This window comes from Lewinella sp. (genome assembly GCF_050633125.1).
Lineage (GTDB): Bacteria > Bacteroidota > Bacteroidia > Chitinophagales > Saprospiraceae > Lewinella.
Window position 1 is genome coordinate 1 of record NZ_JBOEFX010000061.1, and the last position, 7,761, is coordinate 7,761.

Sequence of the window (7,761 nt, forward strand, 5' to 3'; positions counted from 1 at the left end):
TTTTTCTGGCGAATGTTATAAACCATGACTCCTAATACGCAGCCCCCAAGTAGAACGAGTGCAATTAAGCCATACAATCTTCTTTCCTGTGCCTCTTTCTCTTCTTTGAGTTCGCTAATTTCCAATAGCTGTTTTTCATTTTGGTATTTAGCTTCTAATTCATCTGTGATTCGTTGCTTTTCCTGGTCTTGCCTTTGCTTTACCAAACGGTTATAGTAATCGGCATATTCATAAGCTTTTTGAAAATCGCCTAATTCAGAATAAGCGTTGGCTAAAATGCTCACAGCTCTTGATTGCAGCTCCAAGGAGAATCCCAACTCCGCAATAGCAAGAGCCTCCTTAGCTGTCGCTATAGCTTCACTTAAATTTCCAATACCCTTGAGGCCATAGGCCATCCAAATTAAAGAACGTGACTGGATTCGTGAAAACCCACGTTCAACAGCAATAGTATAAGCTTCCTGCCCATACTTAATCGTCTCACGATATAGGCCCATTTCCATCTTTACCTCTGCTAAAGTTAGCAGCGTCTCTGCCTTTGACTCGAAATCGCCGATTTCATCATGTAATGGCATCAATTCCGTTATATCCCGAAGTGCACCTTCTATATCGCCTTCTTCCATCCTTGCCCTTGCTAGCTCGTCGACAAAAATGGAAGGGATAGATTTATCACCAATTCGTTTGGCCATAGCCAGCGACTCCTCGTAATAGCGGATGCCCCGTTTGTTGTCTCCATCTCGGTGGTAAGCAGTACCTATATTCCCTAACATCAGCGCCTTAAGACGGTTTTCTTCAGGAATATGTGCATCAAATACCCCTATCCCCTTTAGAAAATACTGAATAGATTCATTGTATGTTAATTCTGCAACCCCTACCAGCCCTATATTATTATAACAAGCTGCCTGGGTATAATAATCATCAACTTCCTCGGCATAATCTATTGCCTTCTGATAGTAATAGATGACCGTATCCGGAGCAATTCCAAGTTTATAGAAACCAATGCCCTTATTTTTGTAGGCAAAAGACAAGCCTTTCTTGTAGCCGATCTTATTGGCCAAAGCAATAGCACGATTGCTATATAGCAATACGCTATCCGGAGAAAGCCTTCGGTAAGAATAAGCAACTTCATTGAGTATATCTACCCGCCCTCGATGATCCGTTACGGCTTCAAGGTTACCGAGCATACTATCAATAGTCTCCTTAAAGGTCTGTGAGTAAGTATTCGACAATGTGCAAATACTCAAGTAGAAGAAAAGTAAGGTAATGCGTTTTTTCATAGTGTGGCTTTCCCCAAAACATTGTTTCTTATAGAACACTGAGGTAACCAAAGTTAATCACATATTTTTATTTTTCCTCTATACACGTCCCTTCTTCCGTAAAAGCAGCGATTATAGCCTGCCAGGTTTATCACCGAGATGCTTAACTTTTCATGCTGCTGCCATTTCTGTTTTACTTAACAAATAGTTCAGCACAGCCTGGATGCTGACCATTTGCTCCCGGTCTTCATCGGAGACGGCTATCATAAAGTGATTTTCAATACAGGCAATATATTCCACCAAGTCAAGGGAATTTAAGCCCCAGTCTTGTTTAAAATTGTCTGTAGTATCAATATTTTCAGGTAAACTAGGCTTAATTTGCCTTAGCGTGAGGCGAAGAAAGCGAACGACATTGGTGGTGTCAATAAGGGGGTGTGTGAACATGATAAGGTTTTTAAAGCGTAAGGGGGTAAAGGTTTAAAAGTGTAAGGCTTGCGTTGTGAAGTACGTGCAGAACAAGTCTATTGGGTTTAATTGGCACCAGAAAATGCTAATGATGCGGTAATTTATACTGGTAATAAGGGGAACGTTACAATATTACGGGATAAATTGTATTGAGTATGAACTAGACCAGCAAAAGAAGGGCTCTCCAGAGGAGGAACGTAATGCCCAATTACGACGAACAAGACAATAGAATTCCATGACTAACGCTCAGCATAGGTTTCACCTGCGACGCTGACACCCCAAGCGAATAGCGAATTTCCCCTCACACCAATACATCCAATATCACTAGTCCGCCAAAGGCTAAACTAGCCAGACCGTTGGTCGTAAAAAAGGCGATATTTATTTTAGAAAGGTCGTCTGGCTTCACGAGAGTATGCTGATAGCCCAATAACAACAAAAAGATCGCAGCAGCCAACCAATGAAGCCAGTCAAAAGCATGGTAGCTACCACCCTGTAGGTATACCGCATAAAGTAGCACCAGACCACACACCAGATGCAGGCCGTTGGAGAGCCGTAAGGCCCCTACTCTACCCAAAGCTACCGGGATAGACTGTAGGCCCAAGCCTTCATCAAAATCTCGATCCTGGAGAGCGTAAATGATGTCAAAACCAGAGACCCATAGGAGAACAACCGTACCATACAAGACACTCACCACACTGAAATGCCCTGTTACGGCTAGAAAAGCACCCACCGGAGCCAATGCCAAACCTAAGCCAAGTACAAAATGGCACCAGGAGGTAAAGCGCTTGGTGTAACTATAACCCAACACCACCAGTAGCGCAACAGGTGCCAGCACAAAACAAAGCGGGTTGATAAACCAGGTGGTGAGCCAAAACAGCAAACTGTTGCCGATAACAAAATACAATGCTGAACGGGCAGAGATCACCCCAGCGGGAATTTCTCGCACCTTTGTACGTGGGTTCTGAACGTCTATATCTCGATCAAGGTAACGGTTAAAGGCCATCGCCGCGGATCGCGCAAACACCATACACAAAATCACCAGTAAAAGCAGCTTGCTATTAAAAACGCCAGTCTCTAAAGTCCCCAGCGTAAAACCTACCAAAGCAAATGGTAGTGCAAAAATGGTATGGCTGAACTTTACTAACGAAAGGTAGCTTTTGAATTGTTGTCCGAATCCGATAACCGACATAAAGGAAATGTTGACTTAAAGTGAAATTCACCCCATTATAACAAAAAATGAGCCATCCTGTTACCAGAATGGCTCATCGACTTAAATTTTAAGTCTAAAATCTTGCAATACCTTATTGAGTAACAGCAGGAGCTGCACCACCTTCAGCAGGCGTTACTTCACCGGTCAGGTAAATGAACGACTGAGGAGGATTGGTGTTAGCCGTGATGGTTACTTTCTGGTTACGCTTACCTTTCTTGTTCTTAGAGTTGAACTCAACGGTAATATCAGCGCTAGCACCAGGAGCAAGAGGCTCGCGTGGCCACTTTGGTACNNGTACAACCACAGCTTCCTTTAGCATCACTCAGTACAAGTGTTTCGCTACCTGTGTTGGTAAATGTGTAAGTGTGAGAAACCATTTCGCCTTCGTTTACTGTACCGAAGTCAAAAGTAGTTTCATCAAAAGTCATGCTAGTGGTAGGACCAGCAGGAACAGCAGGAGTTGCAGGCTGCTGAACGTTAGGGTTCTGGGCCTGGTTTGCAGGCTGAACAGCCTGAGCTTCAACATTTTCGCGAGCAGCTTCACGAACATCGCTATTGCCACTCTGGCAACTTACTGCGAATGCAGCCACAACAGCTACACATACAAGGGTCTGAATATACTTCAGCATCTTTCCAATTGATTTAGTGTGAAAAATGGTTTATGATTATCTTACTGACACAAAATTAAGCAATCCCAGCCAAGGCGTTGTTAAGTGCTCGGCAAAAATTGTTAACCGGTTGTTAAGGGTATCTTTTAAACACTCCGAACGACCTGTTGCCCTAATATTTTTTCTCCTCTACTTCTTAGCAAAAGCTAAAAAGTCATCTACCGAACGTGCATTAATACAGTGTTCGACAGTCAGTCCGCCTTTGCGGGCTGCTAAGGTACCAAAATATATATCGTGGATACCTTCTCTACTATGGGCATCTGGATTGATAGAAATCAAAACGCCCTTTTCTAAGGCATAGGGAATCCAGGTCCAATCGAGGTCTAAACGGTAAGGACTAGCATTAAGTTCAATCGCCACCTGATTAGCTGCACAAGCATCAATGACCTTCTTATGATCAATCGGATATCCTGGGCGTGACAATAGTAAACGCCCTGTAGGGTGCCCCAGCATACTGGTGTAAGGGTTCTCAATGGCATTGAGTAACCGTTGGGTGGCTTTCTCTTCATCCATCCGAAGATTGGAGTGTACACTGGCGATGATGAAATCAAACTGCTTGAGCAAATCTTCCTCATAATCCAGCGATCCATCAGCTAGAATATCACTTTCAATGCCCTTTAATATTCTAAAATCAGTCATTTGAGCATTCAACTCGTCGATTTCCTTGAACTGTTGAAGCACCCGCTCCGGTTTCAGGCCATTGGCATAAAAAGCCGCCTTGCTGTGATCCGTAATACCGATATATTCGTACCCTTGGGCTTGGGCGTAAGCCACCATTTCTGGCAAAGTATTGATACCGTCGCTATAGGTCGTATGACTGTGGATAACGCCTTTGATGTCTGTTGCTTCTATCAGCTGAGGTATCTTGTTGTCCTGTGCCAACTCAAGGCCCCACTCCTGCTCTCGTAATTCTGGTGGCAGTACTGGGAGTTTTACTTTAGCAAAGATTTCTTCCTCTTTGGCTACCCCCTTGAAATCTACACCAGAAAAAGCCTTCAAGAAAGCTTCCATAAAATCAGGGCCAGCCGTGTAACGAAACTGCTTAGATCCCCATTCTTCTTTTGCACAACAATAAAGGGTTACCGGAATTTCATCTTCCGTAAGCGCCTTGATGGTATTTCCCTCTACTTTGATCTCCGGCCATTCTAGCTGGTCAGCTACTTCTTGTGCGGCTACTCCACCTAGCAAAATCGCGACACTTTCCAGCGTTGGACACTTGCGGCGCAAGGCGCCTGTCCATTCTACCTGTGCATCGGGAAATTGCTGCTGTAGTAATTCGCGAATGTCTTTAGCGTGTTCCTCCAAGCGTGCATAAAGGAATTTACCTTGGCTCAATTTAAAATAGGCCAACTTTTTCTTGAGGTCTTCCTGGGTTTTCAAACCAAAACCCTTGATCTCGATCAGACGGTTTTCGTTAACAGCATAGAGCAACTCTCCAACACTCTCCACCCCCATTTCCTGCCAGACTGTACGCACCTTCTTCGGACCAAAACCAGATATCCCCAACAAATCCCGAACACCCACTGGTGTCATCTCTCGATACTTTTCCAAAGCTTCCATCTCTCCATTGGTCACCAATTCACGAATCTTTCCCGAAATGGCCTTTCCTATCCCTTTGATGCTCGCCAGTTCTGTTTCTGCCAGTTCTGAAACTGGCTGATCCAGCTTGCGCAGGGTCATATACGCATTTTGATACGACCGAATTTTGAAGGGGTTTTCCTTGTGCAGCTCCATCAGGCGAGACAGTTCACGAAAAGCGGTAGCGATTTCTTTATTCGTCATTTATGCTTATTTATGGTCAGGCTTGTTAGGCGGAACGAAATGTTCATTTTAGGACGCCAACCTTCATCCATGCAAAGATAGCTCACCCAGGACGCGAAGAGGTAGAGAAAATGTTTTTTCTTAGTCAATTCCAATAGGAAGAATCGTAGTACAATCCCTCCTGGGCAAAAAAAAAGCAGTCCTGGATTTCTCCAGAACTGCTAGGTTTGAGCGGATGACAAGATTCGAACCTGCGACCTNNGCTCTACCAACTGAGCTACATCCGCGTCTGCTGGCTGCTCAGCCATGTGCTTTATTTCTAAAGCGATGCAAATATAAGACAGATCATTCCTCTTTTGCAAGCTTTATCCAGAAAAAAAATCATCTTTTTTTATTCTTTTTCTGAATAGCTTGATAATCAAAGTAGTACAGTGAAAATAAAATTTCAACGATCTCACATCAAAGTTCACTCTTTCCTTAAACAGACCATTAAAGGAGTTGGACAAGATAAATAGTAGGATGAATCTTCATAAAGTTCTAACCGGTAGTCTACCATACTACCAGCTGCGTAGCCTACAAAAACGGTCTTCTTACTTTGTTTGCATTGCGTCAAGAAACCTAACAAGAGTAGAAGTAATACTACTATTAGAATGATGTCAGCTGGCCTGGATTGTGGCTTACCTCTGCCCATCTACCCTCAATTATTAATCTGCTCATCCGACTGCCGCTTTGCGCTATAGTAAGTCTCTATTTGTGAACGAATAGCGAGGTCATTTCCTGATTGGTAATAAGTATTAGAAAGCGACTCGTCCAGTATTCTGGCTTTTACATTATCCCCCAGCTGTAATTGCAGGCTCTCCATGATTTCGACCTTGATGTTCTCATCATAAATGGGAAAAGCTGTTTCTACACGATAACTTAGGTTACGAGTCATCCAATCGGCAGAGGAAAGGTACATCTGGTCTTCACCACCATGGTGGAAGACAAAAACCCGTGCGTGCTCCAAGTAGCGATCTACAATACTGATAGCATGGATGTTTTCGCTCCACCCCTTCTTGCCGGGCACCAAACAGCAAATTCCACGAATAATCATCTTAAACTTCACCCCGGCCTGTGAAGCCTGATAAAGTTTTTTAATCATACGAGGATCCTGAAGGCTGTTCATTTTCAAAATCATCCAGGCTTCTTTGCCAGCCTTTGCCTGCTGTATTTCAAAATCAATCTTTTTCTCCAGGTTCTCCCGAAGGTTAAACTGGCCAACCAAAAGATGCTCAAAAGGTGCTTCAGGAATCTTGACAGTCTCTAAATAAGAGAACACCCGCGCTACTTCGTTTACAATTCGCTCATCGGCAGTAAAGAGGCCAAAATCGCCGTATACCTTGGCCGTGTCTTCGTGGAAGTTGCCTGTTGCCAGATAGCTGTAAAGTTTGGCTTCCTTGTTGTTCTCCAATCGCCGTACCAATGCTAGTTTAGAGTGGACCTTCACCCCAGGAAAACTGTAATGAACCGTTACGCCTGCCTTTTCCAGCTTCTCGCCCCAGCGTAAATTGGCTTCTTCGTCGAAACGAGCTTTTACTTCAATAAATACCGACACCTGCTTACCTGATGCTATCGCCTTAAGCAGGGCCTGCATAATACGCGACTTCTTGGCAACACGGTACTGAACGATTTTGATGTGTGTCACATCAGGGTCTGAAGCTGCTTCTTCAAAAAAGCGAACGGTAGATTCGTAACTTTGATAAGGAACATGGATGAGATGATCTCGCTCACTGACGGCTCCAAAAAAGTCTTTTGTTTTCTCTAGTGGCGCATAAGCCAAAGGTGGTAGCTCCGGATTTTTCAAATGAGAAAGTCCGAAATCTGGAAACTGAAAAAAATCAAAGTTGTTATGATAGCGCCCTTCTTTTAGCGTATCAAAACGCTCCAGGTTAAATACTTCCTTGAGAAATTCCAGAAAATCTACGGGCATCTCCGCATCATAAACAAAGCGCGAAGCCGGACCAACATGACGTTTGGCTAAACTGTGCTTAATTTTAGAAATCAGATCACCGGAAAACTCATCATCAATATACAACTCTGCATCACGCGTAAGCTTGAGCGAAAAGGTGTCCAGAATCTCATACCCAGGAAACATCCAACTAACGGAATGGCGAACAATATCATCCAGGATGATCATGTGATACTCACCGTTAGGGCTCGGCAACTGAATAAACCTAGGAAGGTGATCTGAGGGAATTTTCACCAACGCATATTCGCTAGGGCTGTCAGGCGCATCCTTGTCTTGTAGCAAAATAGAGAGATACAACTGGGCATTATTCAGGAATGGGCGGATTTTATCCTTCACCAACAACACCGGCTGCACAAAGGGAAGCATGTGATCCCGGAAATAATCTTCCACGAAGAG

General features: G+C 43.9%; 6 protein-coding genes, 1 tRNA gene and 1 pseudogene. All 8 read right to left on the bottom strand.

Going from position 1 to position 7,761, the window contains the following annotated elements; translation table 11 throughout:
• Positions 1-1,274: hypothetical protein (locus tag ACRBG0_RS14005; protein ID WP_431487495.1), on the bottom strand; the 1,274-nt coding region annotated here is incomplete at its 3' end.
• 150 nt (positions 1,275-1,424) lie between these two features.
• Positions 1,425-1,697, bottom strand: a complete 273-nt coding sequence (locus ACRBG0_RS14010; RefSeq protein WP_431487496.1) for a phosphopantetheine-binding protein — start codon at positions 1,695-1,697, stop codon at positions 1,425-1,427.
• A 322-nt stretch (positions 1,698-2,019) separates the two neighbouring features.
• Positions 2,020-2,907 carry a UbiA-like polyprenyltransferase gene (locus ACRBG0_RS14015; RefSeq protein WP_431487497.1) on the bottom strand — a complete coding sequence of 296 codons (888 nt, stop codon included), beginning with the start codon at positions 2,905-2,907 and terminating at the stop codon, positions 2,020-2,022.
• Between the two features lie 112 nt (positions 2,908-3,019).
• A partial coding sequence (locus tag ACRBG0_RS14020) for a DUF1573 domain-containing protein (protein WP_431487498.1) occupies positions 3,020-3,220 on the bottom strand: 201 nt, incomplete at its 5' end.
• 2 nt (positions 3,221-3,222) lie between these two features.
• Positions 3,223-3,557, bottom strand: a pseudogene (locus ACRBG0_RS14025) (DUF1573 domain-containing protein); the annotation flags it as partial.
• Positions 3,558-3,725: 168 nt separating this feature from the next.
• The gene (locus tag ACRBG0_RS14030) at positions 3,726-5,378 is read right to left on the bottom strand and encodes a PHP domain-containing protein (protein ID WP_431487499.1); all 1,653 of its coding nucleotides are present in this window, start codon (positions 5,376-5,378) and stop codon (positions 3,726-3,728) included.
• 209 nt (positions 5,379-5,587) lie between these two features.
• A tRNA-OTHER gene (locus tag ACRBG0_RS14035) sits at positions 5,588-5,644 on the bottom strand.
• Between the two features lie 410 nt (positions 5,645-6,054).
• Positions 6,055-7,761: polyphosphate kinase 1 (gene ppk1, locus ACRBG0_RS14040; protein WP_431487500.1), on the bottom strand; the 1,707-nt coding region annotated here is incomplete at its 5' end.

Coding starts and splice junctions, on each gene's coding strand:
- ACRBG0_RS14010 (WP_431487496.1), bottom strand. CDS start 1,697: ATGTTCACACACCCCCTTATTGACACCACCAATGTCGTTCGCTTTCTT.
- ACRBG0_RS14015 (WP_431487497.1), bottom strand. CDS start 2,907: ATGTCGGTTATCGGATTCGGACAACAATTCAAAAGCTACCTTTCGTTA.
- ACRBG0_RS14030 (WP_431487499.1), bottom strand. CDS start 5,378: ATGACGAATAAAGAAATCGCTACCGCTTTTCGTGAACTGTCTCGCCTG.